The sequence below is a fragment of the Ascidiimonas meishanensis genome, assembly GCF_037782385.1.
In the GTDB taxonomy this organism is placed as follows: Bacteria; Bacteroidota; Bacteroidia; order Flavobacteriales; family Flavobacteriaceae; genus Ascidiimonas; species Ascidiimonas meishanensis.
Map to the genome: position 1 here is coordinate 138707 of NZ_JBBEXD010000003.1, position 26397 is coordinate 165103.

The window sequence follows — 26397 nt, forward strand, 5'->3', positions numbered from 1 at the left end:
TCTTATTCCTACACTAAAGGTGTTATAAGTATAGAATTTAACCCTGTTTTAACTTTTTGTTTATTGATTTTTTAACCGGTATTCATTATTTTTAAGTAATCTAAATTAATTTAATATGGAATCACAATTAGTATTAGAAGCTACCGCATATGAGCAACAAAAACTGCGTTTTAGAACTACAGATGATCGCATCATGGCAGCACGTAAATTGCGTAAATTTATTTTAGACCTTAATGAAATTTATAAAAATACCAAGGATGCTGCTTTAATGGATTTAATGAAAAAGCTTACCGAAAAGAAGCGAAAAGTAGAGAAAAGACTCAAAGGGAGGGCTACTTAAAATCTTTTATATAAATCTCAATAAAATTATGCACGCATAGCATGTCTTCCTTATTTTTGTAAAAAAGAAGGAATGTACCTTAAAGACTTTGAAATTAGATGGAACGATTTAGATGCGAATAGACACTTGGCAAATGCATCTTATATAAGTTTCGCCGCCCATACGCGAATGTCTTTCTTAATGGAATGCGGTTTTGATCATACCATGTTAGGGAAGCACAATATAGGCCCTGTGGTATTTTATGAACATATTTATTACTTTAAAGAGGTGTTTTCAGGAAAACCAGTTAGAGTATCGCTAGAACTTACTGGTTTAAGCGCAGATGGAATGTTTTTTGAATTCAGACATAATTATTATGATTACAAAGGCCAAAATTTTGCGCATTGCGAGATAATGGGTGCTTGGATTGATTTAAAGGATCGTAAACTAATATCGTTACCAACAGAGCTTTCAGAACTATTTGACAAGGTAGAAAAGCCTTCAGATTTTAAAATTCTTACCAAGGCAGATACTCGTAAATATCAAAAATCACCCGTGAATCTTGAAGAGGTTTGAAATCTTAGTAATCTTAAATAACGTGAGTTCGATCTAATTTCAGTATTTATATTTTAATGTAAAATAGGGTTTTTGAATTATTAAAAACACGGTATATAAGTCACTTACGTTCATTTTCTTTGCTTGTCCAGGACCGAACGTAAAAAAAACAGCTAGTAGCTGTTTTTAGTGAAGCAGCCAGATGGCTTGGGGAAACCAAAAGAAAAGACAATTTCGAACTCGATTTTAATTCTTATTTACGTCGAACTGACTTTAAATATTAATTTCCAATTTTATGATTAACTTGAGATTTTTCTTTTTTGGTAACCATGTAAACTCCGGTAAAAACTAATATAGCTGCTACAATTTTAACACTATTAAGTGCGTCTGCACCTAAGAATGCTGCAAAAATTATAGTAAGCAATGGTTGTAAATAGATAAAAGTACCTATGGTAGTAGCGGGAAGCTCTTTTAAAGCAAACAGATTTAGTAAGTAGGTAAGAAAGGTGGTTCCTACCACTACAAAAGTCATTTTCCAAATTGCTTCAAATGGTAATTCTTTCCAGTTTACTTCACTAAACTCTCCAATTGTAATTGGAAAGTTGATTACAACCGCAATTAGAAATAACCACTTCATAAGTGTAAACGTGTGATATTTAGTAGTTAGAGGCCTTACCATAATTAAATAAATACTATAAGATGTGGCATTCACTAAAAAAAGCATATTACCCAAAGGAATATTGGGTGCATCTTCTCTAATTTCGGCTCCAAATAACACTAGAGTTAATGCTCCTGCAAGCCCTACTAAAACGCCTATAATTTTTATAAAAGTAATGCGTTCTTTGATCCAGATTGCCGAAAGTATTAATAAAATAATAGGAGAGATGGTAATGATTACAGCACTATTAATAGGAGTAGATAGGCTTAGACCTTTAAAAAAGAATAGCATATTGATTACCATTCCAAAAATTGCACATAAAATAAGCCTTAACCAGTCCTTTTTGGCGATTTTTTCTCTGGGTCCCCAAAAACTAATAATCAAAAATAAAAGGAATGCTCCTGTAACTCTAAGCAAAATAAAGCCAAAGGGTTTAATAAAAAGGGGCATCACATCTTTGGCAATTACATGATTTAAGGCATAAATAGCACTAGCACCAAAGGCTGCTAAAATGGCAAGCGTTCTTTTATCCATGAATTGCTTTAAAAGCTGCTTCAACATTTTTTTTACTGTTCCCAATAAATAATTGATTTTCCAGTAAAATAACAGGTCGTTTTAAAAAAGTATAATGCTCAAGAATCAATTCTCTTATAGCTTTTTCAGAAAGTACTTGATCTTTATAACCTCTTTCTTTATATAATCTGGCTCTCTTACTAAAAAGAGCCTCATAATTTCCAGAAATCTTATACAATTCCGCTAATTGTGAATCAGTTAATGGATCACTTTTTATGTCTTGCAGTTTAAATTCTGGGGGAAGGTCTAATTCCTTTAAAATACGTTTGCAAGTATCACAAGTATTTAAATAATACACTTTTTTCATTTGATAAATGATGCTTTAAGTGCTGCAAAATTGAGAATAAATATGCAAAGCACCACACTGATTTTTAAAGAATAAAAAAATTATATAAGTAATGTAAGAAAAATGTATTTTTATAAAAAAATAAAATGTCAGAATCAGTAAATGAGTTACTTAATACCTCTTTAGCAAACAGAGAAATACTTTCTAAGTATCTGGATGAATTTACGTTAGTAAATCTATTTAAAATTCCAGAGGGTTATAATAACAATATCATATGGCAAATTGGTCATATGATTGGTGTTCAACAACAATTGGTTTATGGTTTATCTGGATTATCCTTAATGGTAAATGAGGATTTTATGAAGCGCTATGGAAGAGGGAGTGTTCCTGAAGAAATTATTGACGAGAATGCGGTAGATGAAATAAAATCTTTATTAATGGTAACGCTCATGAAAACCAAAGAAGATTTGTCAAAAAATATGTTTAAGAACTATAAACCTTTTAATACCGCAATAGGAATGGAGCTTAAGAACGTAGAAGATGCAATAAAATTTAATAACTTTCATGATAAAATTCATTTAGAGAGAATTCAAGCTTTGGTTGGAGCTATTGAATCTTCATAAGCGGTTTTACTTCATCAATAGGAATTTCTACTATAATCTGTCCATGTGCATAAGAAGCAATCTCGTATTGATTATAAATCAATACGATTTCTCCTTCTTGAAATCCAATATTTTCAGCAAGTTCAAAAACTTCATTTTCAAACATGAATCCAGTGCTATTAATTACTGCGGTCTCTGGGATTCCTTCTTGTACTCTGAATTTTTTCTCGGCAATTTTTTTAAAGGCATCTAAGTCTTTAAAAATATCTTCAATTCCTATGAGTTGTCCTGTTTTGGCCTCAAATAAGAGAAAACTATTTGAATTATAACCATGAGCCCCTCCTGTAAATATATACGCAGCAATTTCTACACAAATAAGATCGGAAGTCTGATAAGTAACCTCTCCATCAGCTGTAAACTCCCAATCTGGAGACTCCCCAAACTCATTTTTTAGTGTTTGAAACGAATTTTTGAAGTCGTTAATTGCTGCTTCTAAGTTTTCTGGATCTTCTTTTTCAGAGAAACTTAATAATTCAATGAGCATTCCATCAATAGCAGTATTTATTTGGTTACTGATATCTGAAACAGGAAAAGCCTTCGGAATATTTAAGGAAACCATAGCACAAGAAGAGCATTCTTTAGCGGTAATCTCAAAGGTGTTAAATGTGATTTTTTCATCTTTACTGCAACCAATTATAAAGACCGTAACAATAAAATAAAGACTCCAGTTTTTCATGAAAATTATTCTTAAGAATATTTATAAAGATAATAGCTGCATTGAAATCCCCAAAAGGAAATAATACATTTGTAAAAATTTACGAATCGAATAAAGGTTCTTAACAGTAAGAAGACCTATACAAGATAAAGTTTAAAATAAAACTCAAGGATGAAATTTAATACAAAAACAATCCATGGAGGGCAAGAGCACGACAAGGCTTACGGAGCTGTCATGCCACCCATCTATCAAACATCTACCTATGCACAAACTACGCCTGGAGGACACAAAGGATATGAATATTCCAGAACACACAATCCTACACGGAATGCTCTGGAAAGTTGTTTGGCAAGTATTGAAAATGGAACTTACGGATTAGCTTTTGGGAGTGGTCTTGCAGCCATTGATGCTGTTATTAAGCTTTTAAAACCTGGCGATGAGGTTATTTCTACCAATGATCTTTATGGAGGTTCTTATAGATTGTTCACAAAAATATTTCAAGACTTTGGTATTAAATTCCATTTTGTTGGAATGGAGAATGCTTCTACTATTGAAAGCTATATTAGTGAACATACAAAACTTATTTGGGCAGAGACTCCTACCAATCCAATGATGAATGTAATTGATATTGAAGCGTTAAGCAAGCTAGCCAAAAAGCATCAAATAATATTTGCGGTAGATAATACTTTTGCCACTCCTTATTTACAACAACCATTAGACTTAGGTGCAGATATTGTAATGCATTCCGCTACTAAGTATCTAGGAGGGCATAGTGATGTGGTAATGGGCGCATTAGTTGTAAAAGATGAAAAATTAGCAGAAAAACTTTATTTTATTCAAAATGCAAGTGGTGCCATCTGCGGTCCTATGGATAGTTTTCTGGTTTTAAGAGGTATTAAAACATTACATATAAGAATGCAACGCCATTGTGAAAATGGAAGAGCGATTGCAGAATTTCTTGCTTCAAACCCTAAAATAGAAAAAGTATATTGGCCGGGTTTTGAAGACCATCCCAATCATGATATAGCAAAAAAGCAGATGCGAGATTTTGGAGGGATGATCTCCTTTGTGCCAAAAGGGAGTAGTTATAAAGATGCTATTAAAATTGTAGAGAACCTACAAGTATTTACATTGGCAGAATCTTTAGGTGGGGTTGAATCTTTAGCAGGTCATCCAGCAAGCATGACCCATGCAAGTATCCCCAAAGAAGAACGAGAAAAATCTGGTATAGTTGATTCGTTAATTAGACTAAGCGTGGGAATTGAAGACGTAGAAGATCTAATAGAAGATCTTAAGAATGCCATTGGTTTGTAAAATAGAGAAGAACAACATCAAAATATAAAATCCGTCACAGAAAAACAGTTTTTTTAGGGTTACTAACCATACTTTTTATTATTCATTTTAAACAAATATATGAAGGTTGAAAACGATAAAAGCACCTTATAAAAAGAATTAGGAAATTTGGAAAGAGACCTAGAATTATTCCAAGTAAAAGATATATGCTAAATTGATTGAAAACATCCAATCATTTGCTTTGTTTTCTGGATATAAATTTTCATCTGGATTCAATCCATCTACCCAATTTGAAAAGAAAAATTGCCATCTTAAACTAAGAGAGAGATCTTCGAAAGGGGAAATTTTATAACGGGTACCCATTGTGCCAATCAGTGCAAATGTAGAGCCTGCATCATTGCTAAATGCATCTTGATACTTCACTGGAGTTATTGCGGGATCTCCTAAAACACCTAATGTTGAGGATGCTTTTGGAGTGTAAAGACTATAATTAATACCTAAACCTATACTAGGAGCAAACTTTGGACCTCCACTTTCAAAAGCTCTAATACTTAATAAATGATATTCAAGATTAGTTCCAACACTAAAAACACTACTCTCACCTCTCATACCTCGTAGTTGTTGAGCTGTTAAAGTTGTTCTACTTGGATCTACATATTCTCCATAGTGTTGAAGATTCACTTTAGTGTATAAAATTTCATTTCTTATTTTAAAATGGTCTTCAAAAAATGGAATATTAACACCACTGTATCCTCCGGAAGTAGAGAAATTCATATAATGAAGGAGTCCAATTCCAAAACCAACGTTTCCAAAATTTGTTCCGCTATCATTCCGCTCGCCATAGTCAGAATACATGGCTACAGGACCTGCAAAAGCACCTATCTCGTTAGAAAAAAGTTGAGCTTTGCCAATGTTGGCAACAAGTAAGAAAATAAAGATAAAAAATGTTTTTTTCAGTGACATAGGTCATTAATTGGGGCTACACCGCATAAGCAAATATATGCAAAAACTTAAACAAGCAAAAACTAATCGCTTGCTAAAAAATAGTTTGAAGCAATTATGCTTTACATAGAACGTAACATCTATATCTTTTGGTATAAAAAAATATTATGAAATTGAAAAAATTACATACTTGTTTTTGCATAAAACGTATATTTGTTTGAGATTTTTAAAAATAATTCAATCACTCTATTTTTAAACCCAATTATGGAAGATAAAATTAACGGATTTCTGGAACTCGTAATGTCCAGAAACCAGCACGAGCCAGAATTTCTTCAGGCGGTAAGGGAGGTAGCAGAAACCGTAATTCCTTATATTGTTGAAAATGATATATACCACGGTAATAATGTTTTATTGCGAATGGTAGAGCCTGAAAGGGTATTGATGTTTCGGGTTGCCTGGGTAGATGATTCTGGTGAAATTCAAGTAAACAGAGGTTTTAGAATTGAAATGAATTCTGCAATTGGTCCTTACAAAGGTGGATTGCGTTTTCATCCATCAGTGAACTTAAGTATTCTTAAATTTCTGGCGTTTGAGCAGGTGTTTAAGAACAGTCTAACTACGCTTCCAATGGGTGGTGGCAAAGGGGGCTCTGATTTTGATCCTAAAGGAAAATCTGACGACGAAGTAATGCGTTTTTGTCAAAGTTTTATGTCTGAATTGTTTAGACATATTGGTCCTAACACAGATATACCCGCGGGAGATATTGGTGTTGGAAGCAGAGAGATTGGATATATGTTTGGACAGTATAAAAGACTTAGAAATGAGTTTACCGGTGTACTCACGGGTAAAGGAATTTCTTGGGGAGGATCTTTAATTAGACCCGAAGCGACAGGTTATGGTAACGTTTACTTTGCGAATAACATGCTCGCTGTGGGCAACGATAGTATGGCAGACAAAAAGGTGATTATCTCAGGTTCTGGAAATGTGGCACAATATGCAGCAGAAAAAACGATTCATTTAGGAGGTAAGGTGTTAACGTTATCAGATTCTGGCGGATATATTTATGATAAAGATGGGATTGATGAGGAAAAGCTTGCTCATGTAATGTATATTAAAAATGAGAAACGAGGTAGAATCTCTGAATTTGTAGAAAAATATCCAGACGTCACCTATGTAGAAGGAAAAGCACCATGGGAAGTGCCTTGTGACATTGCTTTGCCATGTGCAACCCAAAACGAATTAAACGGGGATGATGCTAAGATGCTTTTAGCAAATAATTGTATGTGTGTAAGTGAAGGTGCCAATATGCCTTGTACGCCAGAAGCAGTTGAAGCATTCCACAAAGCTAAAATTTTGTTTGCTCCTGGTAAAGCATCTAATGCAGGTGGTGTAGCTGTTTCTGGATTAGAAATGGCGCAGAATTCTTTACGCTATAGCTGGACAAGAGAAGAGGTAGATGAAAGACTTAAAGAAATTATGAAGAACATCCACAAATCTTGTTTACAATACGGGAATGACAATGGGTATGTTAATTATGTAAAAGGTGCAAACATAGCAGGTTTTGTAAAAGTAGCAGATGCAATGCTTGCGCAAGGTGTAGTATAATCTGTTTAAATAAGTGTTAATAGGAGCCTCCTGTGTTTACAGGAGGTTTTTCTTTTCAAAAAAGTATTTGATTAACGTACCTTTGAATGGTTATTCAAATTAAATATAAAAAACACCTGTAATTAAAGATGATTGTGGTTACCAAGGCAATTGTTATATCAGTTATTAAGTATGGAGATTCAAGCTTAATTGTCAAATGCCTTACCGCTGCTGCCGGAATGAAGTCTTATTTATTAAAGGGAGTTCGAAACGCAAAAAAGGGGAAGTTAAAAGTGGGGTATTTTCAACCATTAACGCAGCTGGAAATTATAGCCAATCATAAAGACAAAGGTACTCTAGATACTATTAGAGATGTCAAAGTAAGCTATCCATATCAAAGCTTGCATATAGATGTAAGAAAAAATGCGATTGCGTTTTTTTTAGCAGAAGTGCTTTCTCTTTCCATTTATGAAGAAGAGGACACCCAAATGATGTTTCGTTTTATTGAATCAGCTTTGCAATGGTTAGATGTTCATAATGAGGTTTCCAATTTTCACATTGCCTTTTTATTAATGCTAACCAGATATCTAGGATTTTATCCAGATGATTCTCATAAAGAACTTCCCTTTTTTGATCTGGAGGAAGGGGCCTTTACTGCTAATGCAACCTCTACGGCAATTACAGATGAGAACTTAGAGTGTTTTAAATCCTTTTTAGGAATAGTTTTTGATGATATTCCTTTAATCAAATTGAGCAGAGCTAGACGTAGAGAGCTAGTTAAAATTTTGATTACTTATTTTGAATTACATTTACAGGGTTTTAGAAAACCCAAATCGATGGTTGTGTTAAATGAAGTTTTTAATTAAAACAATGAAAAGGACTATACTGCTATTGTTATTACTGGTTAATAGTATAAGTTATGGGCAAATTATTAGAATACTGGACAGAGAAACTTCTGAACCTCTGGGGAATGTTGCAGTTTATAATCAGATTAAAACCAAAACATTAATTTCGGGAATTGACGGTACTGTTGATATTTCAATATTTAATGAAAATGAACGTATTTATTTCAGATTATATGGTTATGCCAATGAGTATATCTCCAAAAAAGTAGCCTCTCAGAAAAAAAATATATATCTCCATTCCAAATCTGAGGTGTTAGACGAGATTGTTGTTTCTATATCAAAATGGCAACAGCAGAAAAGAGATATTCCTCAAAAAATTTCAACAATTAGATCGGAGAGTGTCACTTTTGCCAATCCTCAAACTGCTGCCGATTTTCTCCAAAATAGCGGGCAGGTTTTTGTCCAGAAGAGTCAACTGGGCGGGGGAAGCCCTATAATAAGAGGTTTCTCAACCAATAGATTATTGTTAACAGTAGACGGTGTTCGTATGAATACTGCGATTTTTAGAGGAGGAAATTTACAAAATGTAATTTCTATAGATCCTTTTGTTATAGATAGAACCGAAGTAATCTTTGGAGCAGGTTCTGTAATTTACGGGAGTGATGCGGTGGGTGGTGTCATGAATTTTTATACCAAGGCGCCCTCATTGAGTTTGTATGAAGACGCAGAGTGGCGTGGTGCTGCTGTAAGTCGCTATTCTACTGCCAACAATGAAAAGACAATTCATGCAGACATTAAATATGCTGCAAAAAAATGGGGTCTTTTGAGCAGTGTTAGCTTTTCAGATTTTGAAGATTTAAGAATGGGAAGTCATGGCCCAAAAGAATATTTAAGAGAAAGTTTTGTGAAGCGAGAGAATGGTGAAGATATTATTGTTGAAAATGAGAACCCTAAAGTTCAAGTGCCTACTGGATATAGTCAAATAAACTTTATGCAAAAAGTAGTTTTTGAACCTAATGATACTTGGAAGTACGATTTAGGATTTTATTATTCTACAACTTCAGATTATGCTAGATATGATAGGCTACTGAGAACACGAGACGACAATCCAAGGTCTGCGGAATGGTTTTATGGCCCACAACGATGGTTAATGGCTAATTTTCAGATTAATAAAAAGGGTAATGGCAAATGGTATGATAGATTAAGAGCAACTGTTGCCTATCAACATTTTGAAGAAAGTAGAAATAATCGAGATTTTCAATCTATTGTTAAGAATTCAACAGAAGAAAAAGTAGATGCATACTCCTTTAACTTGGATATGGAGAAAAAAATGAGTGAAAAGTTTAGTATCTATTATGGATTAGAGTATATTTTTAATGCCGTTGACTCTGAGGGTAGCACTCTAGACATAGACACAAGAGAAAAAAATGATGCCGCTTCAAGATATCCTGACGGCTCTACTTGGCAATCCATAGCTTCTTATATTAATATGGAGTATAAACCAAACACTAAAGTTTCATTTTTAGCAGGTCTTAGGTATAATCATATCTTGCTGGATGCAAATTTTAATAATCGTTTTTTTGACTTCCCTTTTAGTAATACAAGTTTAAGTTCAGGTGCAGTAACCGGTAGTTTGGGACTTAGTTGGTTGCCTGTAGAAAGCTGGCAAATTACTTTGAATGGTACTACTGCTTTTAGAGCACCCAACATAGATGATATTGGCAAAATATTTGACTCAGAACCTGGCTCAGTGGTAGTGCCTAATCCAGATTTAAATCCAGAATATGCGTATAATGCAGAATTTGGTATTAGGAAAAATGTAAATGATAAAGTATCACTTAGTTTTTCAACTTTTTTTACCTTTTTGGATAATGCCTTAGTGCGAAGAGATTTTCTGTTGAATGGAGAAAGTGTTATTGACTTTCAAGGAGAAGCTAGTAACGTTCAGGCTGTTCAAAATGCAGCAAAGGCAAAAGCATACGGATTTGAGTTTGGCTTAGATGCTTTTTTAAGTGATAGACTATCTTTTAATTCAAACCTCACTATCACTAATGGAGAAGAAGAAATAGACAATGGCGAGACTGCTCCTTTAAGACATGCACCACCATTATTTGCCGATATGCATTTTATTTGGACCAACAATACCGTAAAGTTTGATTTTTTTGCGAACTATAATGGAGAAACTGATTTTGAAGATTTAGCACCTTCAGAGCAAAACAAACCATTTATTTATGCGGTTGATAAGAATGGTAACCCTTACTCACCTTCTTGGTATACCCTTAATTTTAGGTCTCAGTATAAAATTTCTAAGCATTTAGAAACTAATATTTCTTTAGAAAACATTACAGATCAACGATTTCGTTCATATTCCTCAGGTATAACTGCTCCTGGAAGAAATTTTATTGTAGGAGTTCGATATTTATTTTAAAATCTTTTTACACTTATAATCTTGATTTCTTTCAAGATGAATTTTGAATCTATTCACCAATTCAATTCATTGAAATTTAGTAGTTTTGCAAACTTAATTTAGCGTTGTAATTAGCATACTATGAGGTTTGCAGAATATAAAGAACTTGAACTACCCAAGATTGCAGAAGAAATACTCAATTACTGGGAAGAGAATGAAATTTTTGAAAAAAGTATAACAGGTAGGGAAGGTAACCAACCTTTTGTCTTTTTTGAAGGACCTCCTTCTGCAAATGGATTACCTGGTATTCATCATGTAATGGCCAGAGCAATTAAAGATATATTTTGTAGGTATAAAACTCAAAAAGGTTTTCAGGTAAAAAGAAAAGCAGGCTGGGATACCCATGGATTGCCAATAGAATTAGGCGTAGAGAAAGAATTGGGAATTACCAAAGAAGATATTGGAAAAAAAATAACCGTAGAAGAGTATAATCAAGCGTGTAAAACGGCGGTAATGCGGTATACCGATATCTGGAATGATATGACACGTAAGATTGGATATTGGGTAGATATGGAAGATCCGTATATTACCTATAAGCCAAAGTACATGGAGACCGTTTGGTGGTTGTTAAAGCAAATTTATGATAAGGGACTGCTTTACAAGGGCTATACAATACAACCTTATTCTCCTAAAGCAGGTACTGGGCTAAGTTCTCATGAACTTAATCAACCAGGAACTTATCAAGATGTGACAGATACTACGGTAACTGCTCAATTCAAAACACTGCCAGAAACTTTACCAGAAGTTCTTAAAGCATATAAGGATATTTATGTGCTTGCCTGGACTACTACACCTTGGACATTACCTTCTAATACTGCATTAACAGTAGGCCCTAAAATAGATTATGTATTGGTTAAAACATTTAATCAATACACCTTTGAACCATCTCATTTAATACTAGCCAAAACACTAGTAGAGAAACAGTTTACGGGTAAATTTGAAAGGGTAGAAAATGAAGAAAGTTTTATCACTTTTTCTTCGGCTTCTAAGAAAATACCTTTTAAAATAATTGAAGAATTTAAAGGCAAAGACCTAGTAGGTATTAGATACGAACAATTAATGCCTTATGTGCTGCCTTATAAAAATGCTGTTGATGCTTTTAGAGTAATTGGCGGCGATTTTGTGACTACTGAAGACGGTACAGGTATCGTACATACAGCGCCTACCTTTGGGGCAGATGACGCCAAGGTAGCAAAAGAAGCTATACCAGAAGTCCCACCAATGCTTATTTTAGATGAAAATGGCAATCCGGTTCCTTTGGTAGATCTTCAAGGGAAATTTCGCTCTGAATTAGGAGATTTAGCTGGTAAATATGTAAAAAATGAATATTATGCAGACAACAATGCACCAGAGCGTTCTGTAGATGTAGAAATAGCCATTAAACTTAAAGAAGAAAATAAAGCATTTAAGGTGGAGAAGTATCTTCACAGCTATCCTAACTGTTGGCGGACGGATAAACCTATCTTATATTATCCTTTAGATTCATGGTTCATTAAGGCTACAGAGGTAAAAGATAGAATGTTTGAACTTAACGAAACAATCAATTGGAAACCTAAGGCTACGGGAGAAGGCCGATTTGGGAATTGGCTTGCCAATGCAAATGATTGGAATCTATCAAGATCTCGTTTTTGGGGAATACCCTTGCCTATATGGAGGACAGAGGATGGAACAGAAGAAATAATTATAGGTTCTTTGGAAGAATTAAAAATAGAAATGAAAAATGCAGTGAAAGCAGGATTCATGGAGGAAGATATTTTTATAGATTTCAAGGTTGGTGATATGAGTGAAGAGAACTATGATAAAATAGATCTTCATAAAAATATTGTAGACAAAATTACACTAGTTTCATCCAGCGGGCAACCTATGAAAAGAGAATCAGATTTAATTGATGTTTGGTTTGATTCTGGCTCTATGCCCTATGCACAATGGCATTATCCTTTTGAAAATAAGGACAAAATTGATTCAGGAGAAGCATTTCCAGCAGATTATATTGCAGAAGGTGTAGATCAAACCAGAGGGTGGTTCTATACCCTACACGCCATAGGCACTATGGTTTTTGATTCTGTTGCTTATAAAAATGTGGTTTCAAATGGTCTTGTATTAGATAAGAATGGACAAAAGATGTCTAAAAGACTAGGGAACGCAGTAGATCCTTTTGAAGTGCTTCAAAAATACGGGCCTGATGCAACCAGATGGTATATGATAAGTAATGCCAACCCATGGGATAATCTGAAATTTAATGAAGAGGGTATTGCAGAAGTAAGAAGAAAGTTTTTTGGAACCCTCTACAATACGTATTCTTTCTTTAGTTTGTATGCTAATTTAGACAGATTTGACTATGCAGAGAATGATATACCAATCAATGAACGTCCAGAAATTGACCGTTGGATATTATCTGAATTAAATACCCTTATAAAAAATGTTGATTTGGCTTTTGCCGATTATGAGCCTACGAAAGCAACCAGAGCAATTTCAGAATTTGTACAGGAAAACTTGAGTAATTGGTTTGTGAGATTGAGTAGAAGAAGATTCTGGAAACCTATTAATCTTGACGATACTTTAAATTCAGAATCTGAAAAAGATAAGATTTCTGCATATCAGACGTTATATACGTGTCTTTTTACTGTAGCAAAATTAGGAGCACCTGTAGCCCCTTTTTATATGGATCGTCTTTATAAAGACTTAACAAAAGCAACGCAAAAAGAAAGTTTTGAAAGTGTACACTTGGCTAAATTCCCTGTATGTGATGAAGCAATTATAGACAAGTCTTTAGAACATAAAATGCAAAAGGCACAAACCATATGTTCATTGGTTCTTTCGTTGCGAAGAAAAGAAAAAATACGAGTAAGGCAGCCATTAAAACGCATCATGATACCAGTATTGAATGAGGGAGAAAGACAGGAGATTTTGGCAGTCTCAGACCTAATCAAAGCTGAGGTAAATGTAAAAGAAATAGAATTACTAGACGATGCTTCTGGTATTCTTGTAAAGAAAATAAAGCCTAATTTTAAGGTTTTAGGGCCTAAATTTGGAAAAGATATGGGATTAATTTCAAAGGCTATACAGCAATTGGAAGCGTCTGATATAAATAAAATAGAAGAAATGGGGAATTTAACCCTAGATATTAACGGAAAAAATATTAATTTAGGATTGGATGAAGTAGAAATTTCATCACAAGACATTGAAGGATGGTTAGTAGCCAATTCAGGCACGCTTACTGTTGCGTTAGATGTTATCATGACCAATGATTTGAAAGAAGAGGGAATTGCCAGAGAACTGGTGAATAGAATTCAAAACCTTCGCAAGGATTCGGGTTTCTTGGTAACAGATAAAATAAACGTGAGGCTTCAAAAAGACGGGTTAATAGATACAGCTGTAAAAAATAACTTAGCGTATATTAAGACAGAGACATTAACATCAGAACTCGTACTAGAAGATCACATGGCTAATGGACAGGAGATCGTGTTTGACGACGTAAAAACTAAATTGTATATTCAAAAACAATAAAATTATGAGTTCAGATATTAAAATAAGGTATTCAGACAAAGACCTGGAGGAGTTTAGAGTTTTAATTGAAGCTAAAATTGAAAAGGCAAAACAAGATTTGCAGCTCTTGAAAAGCGCCTATATGAATGATGGAAATAACGGTACAGATGATACCTCTCCAACATTTAAAGCTTTTGAGGAGGGCTCACTCACTATGAGTAAAGAGGCAAATACTGCATTGGCTATAAGGCAGGAAAAATTTATTAGAGACCTTAAAAATGCCGTTGCAAGAATTGAGAATAAAACATATGGTATTTGTCGTGTAACAGGTAAGCTTATTAATAAAGAGCGATTAAAGCTTGTTCCACATGCTACTCTTAGTATTGAGGCAAAAAATATGCAGTAGCACCCATTGCAAAATAGACCAAAAACATCCTTAGTGAGGGTGTTTTTTTGTTTAGTAGATAGGTTCGTAACGTCCAGTATTAGATATTTAGTTCTCGAATAAGATAATATTCTTATTTTTGGCCTTCGCTTAAACCAGAAAAGCGATTATAATGAATAAAATATGTCTTTAAAAAAAGCAGCGCTAATTATTTTTTTGGTTTTATTAGTAGATCAAATTGTTAAGATTTATATTAAAACCAATTTTGTGTATGGTAGTAACGGGATGATAGATGTAACAGGATGGTTCAAATTGTTGTTGATTGAAAATGAGGGAGCAGCCTGGGGAACTAGATTGAGTGATATTTTCCCCATTTCCAATAGTTCTGGTAAGTTAATCCTAACTATTTTTAGGCTGTTTGCAATTGGAGGAATAGGTTATTGGTTGTATACTACGGTTCAAAAAAAGAATCCTAAAATTCTAGTTGTTTCTATTTCCCTTATTTTTGCTGGTGCTTTAGGTAATATCATTGACTCTGTTTTTTACGGAGTAATTTTTAGTGAAAGCACTTACAATCAAGTAGCTACTATATTCGCAGATAAAACATATGGAAATCTGTTTCATGGAAAAGTGGTAGATATGCTTTACTTTCCAATGATAGATACTATTTGGCCAGATTGGATGCCTATTTTGGGAGGTCAAAAATTTCGTTTTTTTGAACCTGTATTCAATATTGCAGACACTGCAATAAGTACAGGAGTTGGAATTTTACTCGTTTTTAATAAAAAGGCTTTTCCAAAAAAAGAAGATTAATCAATTTGGAATTTTTCTAAATAAAACCTCCAAATCCTTGGGTTTTACCGGTTTTATGATGTAACCAGAAATAGACTCTAATTCATTGGCTTTTTCTATATCTTTCGGGTTAATAGAAGAGCTCACAATGTATAATGTGATACTCTTTTTTAGGGGTTTTCTAAATTGAACAAAATGTTCTAAAAATTGCCATCCGTCCATAATAGGCATATTGATGTCTAGAAAAATAATATTAGGAATCTTTTCTGAATCTTGATTTAAAAATGCTTTTTCAAAGTATTCTAAAGCCTCCTTGCCGTTTCCAAAGACAAGGAGTTCTTTGCTTAAATTTCTTGACTCAATGACTTTGCGAATAAGATTTACGTATATCTTATCGTCATCAATAATACAAGCAAGATCAATACATTCTTGTTCACTAATCATTAGCCATTATTAAATAGTATATCAAAACAGATTCCTTTTTCTAACCTTACTTTAAAGCTATAGGCTTCTGTAAAATAAAAAAGGGGAAATCTAATTGAGGATCTAAACTCCTTCAAGTTTTCTAGTAATATTCTAGCTCTCTTGTTCCAGTAAGTTTTGGTATGAATAAAGCTTGCAAACCAACCACCAGTTCTTATCATTTCTATTGCTTCTTGATAGAAGAAATTATTGTTATCATATTTTATCTGACACTTATTTTTATCCATAAAATCAAAAAACCATGCACAATGGGTATTTGCCAAAATTATATCTCCTAGCAATCTTGGTGACTTACATGATAACAAATGATATTCGTAATTATGCTTTCTTAGTTTTAATTCAATTTCCGAGTGTACTCTAGTATTTAGATAAGTATGAATGCTACTCAAGATTTCGTTCTGATGGCTCTTATGAATGAAACCATCAATTAGTTTCTCTAAAGTATCGTAAGGAAACGAATTATGAGACTCTTTAATTCTAAATAAACGTGATGCGCAGGTCCCAGAACCATTTTCTTTTTCCTGAATCCAGAATTGCAGATTCAGCGCCACGAAAAGTCGCTGTATGCTAAGATTTTGGGACATTATTAATTCGATTTCTTTTTTTGTAATGAATAAAAATCTAATATAGAAAAATCTAAATTATATAAGCTTATTACTTCAAAAAATAAGCTAGGGTATCCAGAGAAGGCGTATTTGTTTTACGGTTATACCATAAATAAATGAAGATAGATTGGTCATACTACGATTAATTCTCTTGAAATACTTGTTGATTTCTAAAATGAGTAGATTTTCTTTGGAGTTATGCAATAATTAAGTTTTATATCGTATTCAGATACTTCGGTAAATTCTTCTTCTGGTTCAAAGAAAGAAAGCCCAATCTTCAGGGTGTTGGTAGAACATCTACTTAAAAATTTATCATAAAATCCTTTTCCATAACCTATTCTATTTCCTCTATTATCATAGGCTAGTAAGGGAATAAAAACTACTTCAATATCACTTTCTGGAATTAAAATACCTTTTTCCGGTTCAGGTATTCCAAATTCTGATAATTTTAATTTGGTATTATCCGTAAGTAAAATATGCTGGAGGCTATGATGGTTAAAATCACTTTTTGGAACTATCACCTCTTTGTCTTTTCCTTGAAGAATACTCAAAAGATAAGAAGTATCAACTTCTTTTTGCTGCGCTATGGGTAAAAATATATGATAGTAAGTAAATTTCCAGATAGGTAATTGGAGTGATGTATTGGCAATTTGAATACTTAACGAAGCAATTACGTCAGGGTTTAAAGAGGCACGTAATTTTTTATATTTATTTCTGAAATGGGATTTAACCATTTCTATTTGGCAGCAACAATTTCTGGATTCACAATGATGGTCTCCTTAATTAATTCATTATCAATTGAAGCATTTTTAAATGATAAGGTAGGAAGGGACTTTAATTTAGCATTATTAGAAGCTATTGTTGAAACAATAAATAAAACAAAATAAATTACTAAAGCGATAATATACATTTCCATACCTAATTTTTTTCGACGCTCTAATATAAAAATCATTTTTTAAACAATCGATTAAAAGCTTGATAATTTCGACGAAATACACGATTGGTTAACAAATGTTTAAGAATTACGGTAGATTTCCCATACTATTTGTATAATAGTTAAGTTTTTAAGACTTTTTTATCCCCGTATTTAGTAACGGACTTATTTTTTTAGGAAATGATGGTTTGTATTTACTCTTTAATTGTTAAATATTTAAATTACAAAGTGTACATTTTTATCTTTACCTAACAATTAATAATTAAAATGGCTCATATTTCTATTACACTTAAATTACAAACTTTACCAGAGAGTGCGGGAGTGTATCAATTCTATGATAAAGCGGGTGTCATTTTATATGTAGGTAAGGCGAAAAATTTAAAAAAAAGAGTTTCATCATATTTTCAAAAAAATCACGATACTGGTAAGACTCGTGTTTTAGTCAAAAAGATTAGCAGTATAAATCATATTGTGGTTCCATCAGAAACAGATGCATTATTACTGGAGAACAATCTAATTAAAAAATATAAACCAAGATATAATGTATTGCTTAAAGATGATAAATCCTACCCATGGATTTGCATTAAGAATGAACGTTTTCCTCGTGTATTTCCTACAAGAAAGCTAATAAAAGATGGTTCTGAGTATTATGGGCCCTATACGAGTATGAAAACGGTAAGAACCCTTCTAGACCTAATTAAAGGGCTTTATTCTTTAAGAACATGCAACTATGACCTTGCTGAGGAGAAAGTAAAAAATGGTAAATACAAAATTTGCTTAGAGTATCATCTGGGAAATTGTAAAGGTCCTTGTGAAGATTTACAATCATTTGAGGAATATGAGGATCAAATTAGCCATATTCGTGATATTGTTAAAGGAAATTTTAAAAATTCATTAGTTCGTTTTAAAATGCAAATGAAAGTTTTGGCAAATGAAATGCATTTTGAGGAGGCACAAAGAATCAAAGAAAAAATTGAAATTCTTGAAAACTATCAATCAAAATCTACCGTAGTCAATCCAAAAATTAATAATGTAGATGTTTTTTCTATTATCTCTGATGAGAGTTATGGTTATGTTAATTTTCTTCAGCTTTCTTATGGATCTATTGTAAGATCACATACCATAGAGCTAAAAAAGAAGCTAGATGAGTCTAACAAAGAACTTTTGGAGCTGGCAATTACCGAGATAAGACAGCGGTTTCATTCGCAATCAAAAGAGATCTATGCACCTATTAAAGTGGAAGTTGTAGAAGGTATTAAAGTAACAGTCCCAAAGCTTGGTGATAAAAAAAGAATTTTGGAGCTTTCAGAAAGAAATGCAAAGTTTTATAGACAAGAAAGATTCAAACAAGCTAGAATTGTAGATCCAGATAGGCATACCAATCGCCTTATGGCACAAATGAAAAAAGACCTTAGGCTTTCTAGAGAGCCAAGACATATAGAATGTTTTGATAATTCTAATATACAAGGTACTAATCCTGTTGCTGCTTGTGTGGTTTTCAAAGATGGCAAACCAAATAAAAAGGAATATAGACATTACAACATTAAAACTGTTGAAGGGCCAGATGACTTTGCCTCTATGGAAGAAGTGGTATTTAGAAGATATAAACGTTTGCTAGAAGAAGCTGCAGAATTGCCGCAGTTGATTGTTATAGATGGGGGAAAAGGGCAGCTTTCATCTGCCCTGAAGAGTTTAGATTTATTAGGGCTAAGAGGTAAGATTGCCATTATTGGAATTGCCAAGAGGCTAGAAGAAATTTATTACCCAGATGATCCTGTACCTTTATATCTCGATAAAAAATCAGAAACCTTAAAAATTATTCAACAATTACGTAATGAAGCACATAGGTTTGGGATTACTTTTCATAGAAAAAAGAGGAGTAAAGCGGCTATTAATTCGGAATTGGAAACAATTGATGGAATAGGAGAAAAAACGGTGCAAGAATTATTAAAACAATTTAAATCAGTAAAAAGGGTAAAAGAAGCTTCCCTGGAAATGTTAGTGAATGCCATTGGTCGTTCAAAAGGAGCAAAAGTTTATAAAAGTTTACATTAATTGAATTATAATTTTGAAAAAAATAGTCTTCATACTCATTTTAATTCTTTTGAACTTTCCGGTTTTAGCGCAGGAATTAGATAATTCAGATGTTAAAGTAGGCTTAGTGCTTAGTGGTGGCGGTGCCAAAGGATTTGCTCATATAGGCGCATTAAAAGTCATAGAGGAAGCAGGTGTTCGTATAGATTATATTGGAGGCACTAGTATGGGTGCTATCATAGGCGCTTTATATGCATCTGGCTATTCTGCGCATGAGTTAGACTCTATTTTTAGTAATACCAACTTCAATAAACTTATTCAAGATGAGATTCCAAGAAGTGCTAAAACCTTTTATGAAAAAGAAGATCAAGAAAGATATTCCCTTACACTACCTTTTGATAATTTCAAAGTAAAGTTTCCTTCTGCAATTTCTAGGGGTCAAAATGTGTATAATCTATTAACCAGATTACTGCAGCATGTTAGAGATGTAGAAGATTTTAACCAATTACCAATCCCCTTCTTTTGCATTGCTACCAATATAGAAACTGGGGAAGCAGTAGTTTTGAATAAAGGTTATTTACCTGAGGCTATTAGCGCTAGTGGAGCTTTTCCTTCACTTTTTGAACCTGTTGAGATTGATGGTAAATTATTATTAGATGGAGGAATTGTTAATAATTACCCGATTTTTAAAGTGAAGAAAATGGGTGCCGATGTGATTATTGGTGTTGATGTACAAGATGCGCTGTCTGATCGTAAGCGACTTACTTCAGCCACAGATATTCTCTTTCAGATCAATAATTATAGAACGGTGAATGATATGAAAATAAAGGCTAAAGAAACCGATGTTTATATCAAACCTAATATAGAACCTTTTTCTGTAATCTCTTTTGAGGAGGGAGCTAAGATTATAGAAAGAGGAGAGCTTGCAGGAGCAGAAAAAATGGAAGAATTACGCATTTTGGCTGCAAGGCAGTCCAAAAAGAATATGCCTAAAGATATTCACAAGATTAAAGAAGACAGCCTTCTCATCAATAAAGTCTCTTTTGTTGGCAATGAAAGATATACACGGGCATATTTAAAAGGAAAATTGAGGTTAAAACTGGATGAAAAAATCAGTTACAAAAAATTTAATCAAGGAATAAATAATCTTTCCGCTACCAATAACTTTTCAGCAATTAGATATCGTTTAATGCCAAAAGAAGATGGTAATGAACTTATGGTAAAAATAAAAGAAAAAGACAATCGTACATTCTTAAGAATGGGAGTGCATTATGATGACCTTTACAAAAGCGCAGCACTACTAAATATTACTCAAAAGCAGCTTTTATTTGATGATGATGTAGCTTCTTTAGATTTGATTTTGGGTGACAACCTTCGGTATAATTTTGAATATTATTTAGACAAAGGCTTTTATTGGAGTTTTGGAATGAACTCTAGGTTTAATGGGTTTAGTAAAGATGTTTCCTTTGCATTATTGCAACAGGAAACAGGAATTGAAGATGTAGAAGTAGATAGATTAGAAGTAGAAATAAAAGATTTCACCAATCAAATTTATTTACAAACTTTGGTAAGAGAAGAGTTTGCTTTAGGAATTGGACTGGAGCATAAATACCTTAAATACGAGTCGGAAACCTTACAACAGAATTCTGAAAATATAGTTTTTGAAAATAGTAATATATACAGCTCTTTTGGCTTTTTAAGGTTAGATACGTATGATAATAAATATTTCCCCAAAAGAGGAGTCTTTTTTGATGGTGATTTTCATCTATACCTTTATTCAACAGATTTTATAAGTGCTTTTGATCAGTTTTCAATTGGTAAAGCCAGATTTGGTTTTGCCACCCCAATAGTGAAAAAAGTAGCATTTAATTTTCAGACAGAAGGAGGATTCACACTTGGTAATGCAGAGTATAATTCTTTAGATTTCTTATTGGGAGGTTATGGGAACAATTTGATAAATAATTTTATTCCATTTTATGGGTATGATTTTATAAGCTTTGGAGGAGATAGTTACGTAAAGGCATTGTTCACTTTAGATTATGAGTTTTTTAATAAAAATCATATTGTTTTTGCCGCAAACTACTCCAATGCAGCCAACGATATTTTTGAAAGCGGTGAGTGGTTCACCAGTCCAGATTATTCCGGATATGCTTTTGGTTATAGTTTGGAGACGCTATTAGGCCCTATAGAAATAAAATATACGTGGTCTCCAGAAAATAAATCTCGTTGGTTTTTTAATGTAGGTTTTTGGTTTTAAGAAGAATCATCTATTAAAAGACACAAATATTTACGATATTTGTATTAATGACACTTTTTTGGCCCTCATTGTTAGAACATCTTCAATATCTCATGAAGCGAAACCCTGAATGAGAGGTATGCCATGCATGGTTTTAAATCAGATTTTCGTCTAAATAAACAACTAAGTTTAATATAAAACTTTTAAGAATGCCTTTCTATCATAAATTAGGTGAAATTCCGCCTAAACGGCATACAATTTTTAGAAAACCCGATGGTAGCTTATATTACGAGCAACTTTTTGGAACTATTGGGTTTGATGGAATGTATTGCAACAGCTATCATGAAAACAGACCAACACAGGTAAAAGAAATTATTAAGAGCTATAGTGTGGCTCCTCAAGTAGCAATTCATAATCATATAAAATCATATCGCTTTCACGGTTTTAAAATTAAACCAGAAGATGATTATTTAAAAAGTAGAAAAGCGGTACTTACCAATTCAGACTGTACCATCATTCTTGCGGCGCCCAAACATTCATTAAAAGATTACTTTTATAAGAATGCAGATGCAGATGAGTTAATTTTTATCCATAAAGGTTCGGGTAAATTACGCACGCACCTTGGTAATATTGATTTTAAATATGGTGATTATTTATTAATACCCAGAGGCGTTATTTACCAAATGAATTTTGATTCTGAAGAAAATCGTTTATTCATTGTAGAGTCACGTAGGCCAATTTATACTCCTAAACGATACAGAAATTGGTTTGGGCAACTATTAGAGCATTCCCCTTTTTGTGAGCGGGATATAAGAAAGCCTTATGAACTAGAAACCAACAATGAAAAAGGAGATTTTTTAATGAAGATTAAAAAACAGGATGAAATTTTTGAGATGGTCTATGCTACACACCCTTTTGATGTTATAGGCTATGACGGGTATAATTTTCCATATGCATTCTCTATTCATGATTTTGAACCTATTACTGGGCGTATTCATCAGCCACCACCAGTACATCAAACTTTTGAGACCGATGCATTTGTAGTATGTAGCTTTGTGCCCAGACTGTATGATTATCATCCAAATAGTATTCCTGCACCTTATAATCATAGCAATATAGATAGTGATGAGGTCTTGTATTACGTGGATGGGGATTTTATGAGCAGAAATGATATTGATGCAGGACATATTTCTTTACATCCGGCAGGAATTCCACATGGGCCGCATCCTGGTGCTGTTGAACGAAGTATTGGTAAAGTAAAAACAGATGAGCTTGCGGTGATGGTAGATACCTTTAAGCCTTTAAAAGTTACTAAAGAGGCTATATTAATAGCAGATGAAGATTATCATAAATCTTGGCTAGAAGATTAAGCAAGACAATAATTTTTAAAACAGAATACAATGAAAAATCAAAATACATCTTTAGAATTACAAAAAATAGTGCCCGATGCGGAAGATTTTCTTCCTTTGTTGGGAACAGACTATATAGAATTATATGTAGGGAATGCCAAGCAGGCAGCTCACTATTATCAGTCAGCATGGGGTTTTCAACCCGTCGCATATGCAGGTCTGGAAACGGGTATTCAAGATCGTGTTTCTTATGTTTTAAGACAAGGTAAAATCACAATAGTACTTACATCTCCTTTACAATCTGGGGGTGATATAAATAGGCATATTGATGCACATGGAGATGGTGTGAAGTTTGTTGCGCTCTGGGTAGATGATGCATCCAAGAGTTATCAAGAAACGGTAAGAAGAGGCGCTAAAAGCTATATGGTGCCTAAAAAATTACAAGATGAGCATGGAGAAGTGCTTCTATCAGGAATCCATACCTATGGGGAAACCATTCATATTTTTGTGGAAAGAAAAAACTACCAAGGAGTTTTTATGCCTGGGTATAAACCCTGGAATACTTCTTACAAACCGGAAACAGTTGGATTGAAATTTGTAGATCACATGGTGGGTAATGTAGGCTGGAATGAAATGAATAAATGGTGTGAATTTTACGCAAAAACAATGGGTTTCGCACAGTTAGTTTCTTTTGATGATAAAGACATCTCAACAGAGTATACCGCTCTTATGAGTAAGGTGATGAGTAATGGGAATGGAAGAATTAAATTTCCTATAAACGAGCCTGCTGAGGGGAAGAAGAAATCGCAAATTGAAGAGTATATTCAATTTTATAATGGAGCAGGTGTTCAACATATTGCGCTTGCTACAGACAACATCATTGAAACGGTTAGGGCATTGCAAAGCCGTGGAGTGGAGTTTCTATTTGTTCCAGAGTCCTATTATGATACGGTATTAGAAAGGGTAGGTGAAATAGATGAAAATCTAGAGCCATTAAAGGAATTGGGTATTTTAATAGATCGGGATGATGAAGGTTATCTATTACAAATCTTCACCAAACCCGTGCTTGATAGGCCTACAATGTTTTTTGAAATAATACAAAGAAGGGGAGCGCAATCTTTTGGTAAAGGAAATTTTAAAGCACTTTTTGAAGCTATAGAAAGAGAGCAGCAAATGCGGGGAACATTGTAAACAAAATACATGCTAAGAAAATCTGTAAGTTTTTGATTTTAAGTTTTAAAAGTTGAAACAACTAATGTTAAAGCAGTTAAAAAGGCATTCTTAGATTAGAGTGACTCCCTATTTTTGCATTTTCAAAAGAGGAGGCTTTTTGCGAATTTAGCAAATTTCCATAATTAAAGTTTTGGTTGATAAGAAAAATAGCCCGGTTTTAAGCCGGGCTATTTTTGTTTTGATAATTTTTGGAACAGAAATTGTTTAACACAATATTAAAATCAATAATGTAATTGATTTTAGTATTTTTACAAACAATATAAGCATGATGAAAAAACTGTTCACCATATTTATTATTTGCTTCCTTTGCAGCTTTAAAACTGCAGACTTAGGAACTAGTTCTTCTTTTAAGGCAGGAGAATGGTTTAAATTTAGAATTCATTATGGCATATTTAATGCTAGCTATGCAACCCTTCATTTAAAGAATGATTATCTAGATGGTAAGGAAATGTTCCATGTCATAGGGAAGGGAAGAACTACAGGTCTGGCAAGGCTTTTTTTTAAAGTAGATGACAATTATGAAAGTTATTTTGATAAAATAGAAGGAAAACCTTATCGATTTATTAGACAGATTGATGAAGGCGGTTATACCAAAAATCTTGAGATTAACTTTGATCATTTAGCGAATAAAGCGATTGTACTTGATAAAAAGAAAAATAGAAAAACTGTTCTCTCCACACCAGAAGATGTACAAGACCTTTTATCTGCTTTTTATTACCTTAGAAATAATTACGATGCAGATGATCTCGTATTAGGAAAATCCATAGATTTGAACATGCTTTTTGACGATGAAGAAGCATTTGTTTTTAAACTTAAGTATATAGGTAAAGAAGTAGTGCGAACAAAGTTTGGTAAAGTGAAATGTGTTAAGTTTCGTCCTTATGTGCAATCTGGGAGAGTTTTTAAAGAGAAAGAAAGCCTTACGCTATGGGTTTCAGACGATAAAAATAAAATTCCTATCCGTATCAAAGCAGATTTAGCCGTTGGTTCATTAAAGGCAGATTTGGAAGCTTTTAAAGGACTAAAACATCAGTTTAAAATAGAAATGTAATGGCCGATTTAGACCCGAAGCTGGCTGATAAGATTGTAAGACTCGAAGAGAAATATAGAAATTCTGGCCAAGACCTAGGTTCTTATTTAGATGGCTTGCTTCATGAAAGATATCTTACTTATTGGGACTATATTCATTTAGATACGTTATTAAGTCTTCAAATCCCAAGAACCCATTTCCCCGATGAGGAGATATTTATTATGTATCATCAAATAACGGAGCTTTATTTTAAGCTTATTATTCATGAACAAAAGCAAATTATTGATGATAAATTACAGCGATCTAGTTTTTTTACTCAACGCGTCAATCGCATCAATAATTATTATAAGGCACTAATCTCATCATTTGAAATTATGATCAATGGGATGGAGAGGGAGCAATTTCTCCAATATAGAATGTCATTACTTCCGGCAAGTGGTTTCCAGTCTGCACAATACAGAATGATTGAATTTTATGCTACTCCCCTTGAAAACTTAGTGCATCATTCAGTAAGAGAAAAGTTTTCATCAAAAAGTAGTCAGGAAAAATTGTATGATAATATTTATTGGAAAAAAGGCGCCACAGATACCAAAACAGGAGAAAAAACGTTGACCCTAAAACAATTTGAATATAGATATACTCCTAGATTTATCAGAATCACTAAAGAAGTTAAAAATAGTACTATTTATCATAGGTATTTACAGCTTCCAGATAATGAGAAGAAATCAACAGAATTAATTAAAGCATTAAAACAACTGGATACAAACGCAAATGTAAACTGGCCGCTCATGCATATGGGTTCTGCGTATAGGTATTTAAGAAAAGACAAAACAGCTATAGATGCCACTGGAGGAACCAATTGGGAACAATATTTACCTCCAAGTTTTCAGAAAATCATCTTTTTTCCTGAAATTTGGTCCATAGAAGAGAAAAAGAATTGGGGAAAGCAATGGGTAAACCATGAGTTTAATCCGGAAAAAGCAGACTAATA

Annotated in this window: 24 protein-coding genes; 16 read left to right on the forward strand and 8 right to left on the reverse strand. The window is 33.3% G+C overall.

The genetic code is table 11. The features are described from left to right. Positions 1 to 115 precede the first annotated feature (115 nt). Together WBG07_RS05700 and WBG07_RS05705 are read left to right on the forward strand one after the other, a co-directional pair. On the forward strand, positions 116 to 340 hold the full coding sequence (locus WBG07_RS05700) for a hypothetical protein (protein WP_340199557.1): 225 nt from the start codon (positions 116 to 118) through the stop codon (positions 338 to 340). 72 nt (positions 341 to 412) lie between these two features. Further along, positions 413 to 895: an acyl-CoA thioesterase gene (locus WBG07_RS05705; RefSeq protein WP_340199558.1), complete on the forward strand. Its 483-nt coding sequence runs from the start codon at positions 413 to 415 to the stop codon at positions 893 to 895. A 259-nt stretch (positions 896 to 1154) separates the two neighbouring features. Here the strand turns inward: WBG07_RS05705 and WBG07_RS05710 are convergent, their stop codons facing one another. Both WBG07_RS05710 and WBG07_RS05715 read right to left on the reverse strand, forming a co-directional pair. Next, a complete protein-coding gene (locus tag WBG07_RS05710; protein ID WP_340199559.1) occupies positions 1155 to 2066 on the reverse strand; it encodes a DMT family transporter in 912 nt (303 codons plus the stop codon). After that, positions 2059 to 2412, reverse strand: a complete 354-nt coding sequence (locus tag WBG07_RS05715) for an arsenate reductase family protein (RefSeq protein WP_340199560.1) — start codon at positions 2410 to 2412, stop codon at positions 2059 to 2061. The genes WBG07_RS05710 and WBG07_RS05715 overlap by 8 nt, the downstream gene beginning before the upstream one ends. A 125-nt stretch (positions 2413 to 2537) precedes the next feature. Between WBG07_RS05715 and WBG07_RS05720 the strand changes: the two genes are divergently transcribed. Beyond that, positions 2538 to 3014: a DinB family protein gene (locus WBG07_RS05720; protein WP_340199561.1), complete on the forward strand. Its 477-nt coding sequence runs from the start codon at positions 2538 to 2540 to the stop codon at positions 3012 to 3014. Here the strand turns inward: WBG07_RS05720 and WBG07_RS05725 are convergent. Next, positions 2998 to 3729, reverse strand: coding sequence for a DUF3298 and DUF4163 domain-containing protein (locus WBG07_RS05725; protein WP_340199562.1), 732 nt, complete (start codon positions 3727 to 3729; stop codon positions 2998 to 3000). The two genes, WBG07_RS05720 and WBG07_RS05725, sit on opposite strands and share 17 nt — an antisense overlap. Before the next feature lie 150 nt (positions 3730 to 3879). On the opposite strand from WBG07_RS05725, the gene WBG07_RS05730 reads away from it, so the two are divergent. Further along, positions 3880 to 5022 carry a cystathionine gamma-synthase gene (locus tag WBG07_RS05730; RefSeq protein ID WP_340199563.1) on the forward strand — a complete coding sequence of 381 codons (1143 nt, stop codon included), beginning with the start codon at positions 3880 to 3882 and terminating at the stop codon, positions 5020 to 5022. A 165-nt stretch (positions 5023 to 5187) separates the two neighbouring features. Here the strand turns inward: WBG07_RS05730 and WBG07_RS05735 are convergent, their stop codons facing one another. Next, on the reverse strand, positions 5188 to 5964 hold the full coding sequence (locus tag WBG07_RS05735) for a THC0290_0291 family protein (RefSeq protein WP_340199564.1): 777 nt from the start codon (positions 5962 to 5964) through the stop codon (positions 5188 to 5190). A 243-nt stretch (positions 5965 to 6207) separates the two neighbouring features. On the opposite strand from WBG07_RS05735, the gene gdhA reads away from it, so the two are divergent. From gdhA to WBG07_RS05765, 6 genes are all read left to right on the forward strand, one after another. Continuing rightward, positions 6208 to 7548 (forward strand): NADP-specific glutamate dehydrogenase, encoded by a 1341-nt coding sequence (gene gdhA, locus WBG07_RS05740; RefSeq protein WP_340199565.1) that lies wholly within the window; start codon positions 6208 to 6210, stop codon positions 7546 to 7548. Positions 7549 to 7676: 128 nt separating this feature from the next. Next, entirely contained in the window at positions 7677 to 8393 is a 717-nt protein-coding gene (recO, locus tag WBG07_RS05745) for a DNA repair protein RecO (protein ID WP_340199566.1), read from the forward strand. 4 nt (positions 8394 to 8397) lie between these two features. Beyond that, positions 8398 to 10800, forward strand: a complete 2403-nt coding sequence (locus tag WBG07_RS05750; RefSeq protein ID WP_340199567.1) for a TonB-dependent receptor plug domain-containing protein — start codon at positions 8398 to 8400, stop codon at positions 10798 to 10800. 120 nt (positions 10801 to 10920) lie between these two features. After that, complete coding sequence (gene ileS / locus WBG07_RS05755) at positions 10921 to 14346, forward strand: isoleucine--tRNA ligase (RefSeq protein WP_340199568.1); 3426 nt, start codon at positions 10921 to 10923, stop codon at positions 14344 to 14346. Between the two features lie 4 nt (positions 14347 to 14350). Next, positions 14351 to 14731: a TraR/DksA family transcriptional regulator gene (locus WBG07_RS05760; RefSeq protein ID WP_340199569.1), complete on the forward strand. Its 381-nt coding sequence runs from the start codon at positions 14351 to 14353 to the stop codon at positions 14729 to 14731. Positions 14732 to 14893: 162 nt separating this feature from the next. After that, positions 14894 to 15523, forward strand: coding sequence for a lipoprotein signal peptidase (locus WBG07_RS05765; protein ID WP_340199570.1), 630 nt, complete (start codon positions 14894 to 14896; stop codon positions 15521 to 15523). Here WBG07_RS05765 and WBG07_RS05770 read toward each other — a convergent pair whose 3' ends face one another. The 4 genes from WBG07_RS05770 to WBG07_RS05785 all read right to left on the reverse strand — a co-directional run bounded on the left by WBG07_RS05770 (position 15524) and on the right by WBG07_RS05785 (position 17506). Next, positions 15524 to 15946 carry a response regulator gene (locus WBG07_RS05770; protein ID WP_340199571.1) on the reverse strand — a complete coding sequence of 141 codons (423 nt, stop codon included), beginning with the start codon at positions 15944 to 15946 and terminating at the stop codon, positions 15524 to 15526. It lies immediately after the preceding gene. Further along, positions 15946 to 16569: a hypothetical protein gene (locus WBG07_RS05775; protein ID WP_340199572.1), complete on the reverse strand. Its 624-nt coding sequence runs from the start codon at positions 16567 to 16569 to the stop codon at positions 15946 to 15948. The genes WBG07_RS05770 and WBG07_RS05775 overlap by 1 nt, the downstream gene beginning before the upstream one ends. A gap of 191 nt (positions 16570 to 16760) precedes the next feature. Continuing rightward, complete coding sequence (locus WBG07_RS05780; RefSeq protein WP_340199573.1) at positions 16761 to 17324, reverse strand: 5-formyltetrahydrofolate cyclo-ligase; 564 nt, start codon at positions 17322 to 17324, stop codon at positions 16761 to 16763. A gap of 2 nt (positions 17325 to 17326) precedes the next feature. Further along, positions 17327 to 17506 (reverse strand): hypothetical protein, encoded by a 180-nt coding sequence (locus WBG07_RS05785; RefSeq protein ID WP_340199574.1) that lies wholly within the window; start codon positions 17504 to 17506, stop codon positions 17327 to 17329. 285 nt (positions 17507 to 17791) lie between these two features. On the opposite strand from WBG07_RS05785, the gene uvrC reads away from it, so the two are divergent. From uvrC to WBG07_RS05815, 6 genes are all read left to right on the forward strand, one after another. After that, complete coding sequence (uvrC, locus tag WBG07_RS05790) at positions 17792 to 19579, forward strand: excinuclease ABC subunit UvrC (protein ID WP_340199575.1); 1788 nt, start codon at positions 17792 to 17794, stop codon at positions 19577 to 19579. 13 nt (positions 19580 to 19592) lie between these two features. Next, positions 19593 to 21815 (forward strand): patatin-like phospholipase family protein, encoded by a 2223-nt coding sequence (locus WBG07_RS05795; RefSeq protein ID WP_340199576.1) that lies wholly within the window; start codon positions 19593 to 19595, stop codon positions 21813 to 21815. Positions 21816 to 22003: 188 nt separating this feature from the next. Next, positions 22004 to 23164 (forward strand): homogentisate 1,2-dioxygenase, encoded by a 1161-nt coding sequence (locus tag WBG07_RS05800; RefSeq protein WP_340199577.1) that lies wholly within the window; start codon positions 22004 to 22006, stop codon positions 23162 to 23164. Between the two features lie 30 nt (positions 23165 to 23194). Further along, entirely contained in the window at positions 23195 to 24334 is a 1140-nt protein-coding gene (gene hppD, locus WBG07_RS05805) for a 4-hydroxyphenylpyruvate dioxygenase (protein ID WP_340199578.1), read from the forward strand. Between the two features lie 310 nt (positions 24335 to 24644). Next, positions 24645 to 25427 carry a DUF3108 domain-containing protein gene (locus WBG07_RS05810; RefSeq protein ID WP_340200070.1) on the forward strand — a complete coding sequence of 261 codons (783 nt, stop codon included), beginning with the start codon at positions 24645 to 24647 and terminating at the stop codon, positions 25425 to 25427. Next, positions 25427 to 26395: a tryptophan 2,3-dioxygenase family protein gene (locus WBG07_RS05815; protein ID WP_340199579.1), complete on the forward strand. Its 969-nt coding sequence runs from the start codon at positions 25427 to 25429 to the stop codon at positions 26393 to 26395. Before WBG07_RS05810 ends, WBG07_RS05815 begins: the two co-directional genes overlap by 1 nt. The last annotated feature ends 2 nt before the right edge of the window (positions 26396 to 26397 follow it).

Excerpts from the sequence above, each read along its gene's own strand:
- WBG07_RS05765 (WP_340199570.1), top strand. The coding sequence starts at position 14,894 with ATGTCTTTAAAAAAAGCAGCGCTAATTATTTTTTTGGTTTTATTAGTA.
- WBG07_RS05800 (WP_340199577.1), top strand. The coding sequence starts at position 22,004 with ATGCCTTTCTATCATAAATTAGGTGAAATTCCGCCTAAACGGCATACA.
- WBG07_RS05775 (WP_340199572.1), bottom strand. The coding sequence starts at position 16,569 with ATGTCCCAAAATCTTAGCATACAGCGACTTTTCGTGGCGCTGAATCTG.
- WBG07_RS05780 (WP_340199573.1), bottom strand. The coding sequence starts at position 17,324 with ATGGTTAAATCCCATTTCAGAAATAAATATAAAAAATTACGTGCCTCT.
- WBG07_RS05710 (WP_340199559.1), bottom strand. The coding sequence starts at position 2,066 with ATGGATAAAAGAACGCTTGCCATTTTAGCAGCCTTTGGTGCTAGTGCT.
- WBG07_RS05815 (WP_340199579.1), top strand. The coding sequence starts at position 25,427 with ATGGCCGATTTAGACCCGAAGCTGGCTGATAAGATTGTAAGACTCGAA.
- WBG07_RS05725 (WP_340199562.1), bottom strand. The coding sequence starts at position 3,729 with ATGAAAAACTGGAGTCTTTATTTTATTGTTACGGTCTTTATAATTGGT.
- WBG07_RS05760 (WP_340199569.1), top strand. The coding sequence starts at position 14,351 with ATGAGTTCAGATATTAAAATAAGGTATTCAGACAAAGACCTGGAGGAG.
- WBG07_RS05715 (WP_340199560.1), bottom strand. The coding sequence starts at position 2,412 with ATGAAAAAAGTGTATTATTTAAATACTTGTGATACTTGCAAACGTATT.
- WBG07_RS05730 (WP_340199563.1), top strand. The coding sequence starts at position 3,880 with ATGAAATTTAATACAAAAACAATCCATGGAGGGCAAGAGCACGACAAG.
- WBG07_RS05810 (WP_340200070.1), top strand. The coding sequence starts at position 24,645 with ATGAAAAAACTGTTCACCATATTTATTATTTGCTTCCTTTGCAGCTTT.
- recO (WP_340199566.1), top strand. The coding sequence starts at position 7,677 with ATGATTGTGGTTACCAAGGCAATTGTTATATCAGTTATTAAGTATGGA.
- WBG07_RS05785 (WP_340199574.1), bottom strand. The coding sequence starts at position 17,506 with ATGGAAATGTATATTATCGCTTTAGTAATTTATTTTGTTTTATTTATT.
- WBG07_RS05735 (WP_340199564.1), bottom strand. The coding sequence starts at position 5,964 with ATGTCACTGAAAAAAACATTTTTTATCTTTATTTTCTTACTTGTTGCC.
- gdhA (WP_340199565.1), top strand. The coding sequence starts at position 6,208 with ATGGAAGATAAAATTAACGGATTTCTGGAACTCGTAATGTCCAGAAAC.
- WBG07_RS05770 (WP_340199571.1), bottom strand. The coding sequence starts at position 15,946 with ATGATTAGTGAACAAGAATGTATTGATCTTGCTTGTATTATTGATGAC.
- WBG07_RS05700 (WP_340199557.1), top strand. The coding sequence starts at position 116 with ATGGAATCACAATTAGTATTAGAAGCTACCGCATATGAGCAACAAAAA.
- WBG07_RS05750 (WP_340199567.1), top strand. The coding sequence starts at position 8,398 with ATGAAAAGGACTATACTGCTATTGTTATTACTGGTTAATAGTATAAGT.
- WBG07_RS05705 (WP_340199558.1), top strand. The coding sequence starts at position 413 with ATGTACCTTAAAGACTTTGAAATTAGATGGAACGATTTAGATGCGAAT.
- uvrC (WP_340199575.1), top strand. The coding sequence starts at position 17,792 with ATGGCTCATATTTCTATTACACTTAAATTACAAACTTTACCAGAGAGT.
- WBG07_RS05720 (WP_340199561.1), top strand. The coding sequence starts at position 2,538 with ATGTCAGAATCAGTAAATGAGTTACTTAATACCTCTTTAGCAAACAGA.
- hppD (WP_340199578.1), top strand. The coding sequence starts at position 23,195 with ATGAAAAATCAAAATACATCTTTAGAATTACAAAAAATAGTGCCCGAT.
- ileS (WP_340199568.1), top strand. The coding sequence starts at position 10,921 with ATGAGGTTTGCAGAATATAAAGAACTTGAACTACCCAAGATTGCAGAA.